General features: G+C 79.5%; 2 protein-coding genes. Both read left to right on the top strand.

Going from position 1 to position 1312, the window contains the following annotated elements; all coding sequences use genetic code 11:
- On the top strand, window positions 1-219 hold a 219-nt coding region (locus ACFXA3_RS42690), incomplete at its 5' end, for a carboxyltransferase domain-containing protein (protein WP_385196962.1).
- Window positions 216-1121 (top strand): biotin-dependent carboxyltransferase family protein, encoded by a 906-nt coding sequence (locus tag ACFXA3_RS42685; protein WP_385196959.1) that lies wholly within the window; start codon window positions 216-218, stop codon window positions 1119-1121. The genes ACFXA3_RS42690 and ACFXA3_RS42685, both read left to right, overlap by 4 nt.
- Window positions 1122-1312: the final 191 nt, after the last annotated feature.

The raw sequence follows: 1312 nt of genomic DNA, 5'->3' as shown, positions 1-1312 counted from the left end.
GCGCGGCTCCACCTGCCCCGGCGGGACACGCCCCGCACGGCCGTCCCGGCGGGCTCGCTGGCCCTGGCGGGCGAGTACGCGGGGGTGTACCCGCGCTCTTCCCCCGGCGGCTGGCAGCTGATCGGGACCACGGACGCGGTGGTGTGGGACCCCGGGCGGGAACCGGCGGCCCTGTTCGCGCCGGGGGTGCGGGTGCGGTTCGAGGAGGTGGCGGGGTGAGCGGCGGTGCGCGGGAGGCCGCACCGGAGGGCGCGCCGGAGGCCGCGCTGGAGGTGCTCCGGGCCGGGGCGCTGACCACGCTCCAGGACCTGGGCCGGCCCGGGTACGCCCACCTGGGGGTTCCCCGTTCGGGCGCGCTGGACGCGGGGGCGTACGGGCTGGCCAACCGGCTGCTGGGCAATCCGCCCGACGCGGCCGTCCTGGAAACCACCCTGGACGGGGTCGGCCTGCGGGCGCTGTCCCCCGTGACCGTGGCGGTCACGGGCGCGCCCTGTGCGGTACGGGTGTCCGGCCGGGCGGCGGCCTGGGGAGCCCCGGTCCGGCTCCGGGCCGGGGCGGAGCTGGAGGTGGGCCGGGCGGAGTCGGGGGTGCGCAGCTACGTCGCGGTGCGGGGAGGGTTCGCCGTGCCGCGGGTGCTGGGCAGTCGCTCGACAGACCTGCTGTCAGGCCTGGGGCCTGCCGTGCCGGTCGCCGGGACGGTGCTGCCGGTGGGCCCGGCCGGGCCGGATCCGGCCCGCGGGGCGGACGAGCTGCGGGCGCCGGGGGCGCCGACCGAGCTGGTGCTGCCGTTGCGGTTGGGGCCGCGGGCGGACTGGTTCGAGCCGGCTTCGGTCGCGGCCCTGTGGCGGGCGGAGTTCCGGGTCTCCCCGGCGTCCAACCGCATCGGACTGCGCACCGAGGCCGGGGCCCGGCTGGTGCGCGGCCGCGGCGGCGAACTGCCGAGCGAGGGCATGGTCCTGGGTGCGGTGCAGGTTCCCCCGGACGGCCTGCCGGTGGTGTTCCTGGCCGACCACCCGGTGACCGGCGGCTACCCGGTCGTGGGCGTGGTGCCCCCGGGCCCGCCCCTGAACGCGGCGGCCCAGGCCGGACCCGGCCTACCGGTGCGCTTCGTCCGCGGGTAGCGGGCGGGGTCGGTGTCGGTGGCCCGGGGACCGGATCCCGGCCGCGCGCCGTTGGAGCGGGTCCGGAGCGGCGTCGAACCACGCACCACCTGAGCAGGCCCGGGGACCGGATCCCGGCCGCGAGCCGTTGGAGCGGGTCCGGGGCGGCGTCGAACCACGCACCACCTGAGCAGGCCCGGGGGCCGGATCCC

It is taken from the genome of Streptomyces sp. NPDC059456 (assembly GCF_042750055.1).
GTDB lineage: Bacteria > Actinomycetota > Actinomycetes > Streptomycetales > Streptomycetaceae > Streptomyces.
Note: the sequence above shows the minus strand (reverse complement) of the source record. Positions and strands in the feature narration are given on the sequence as shown.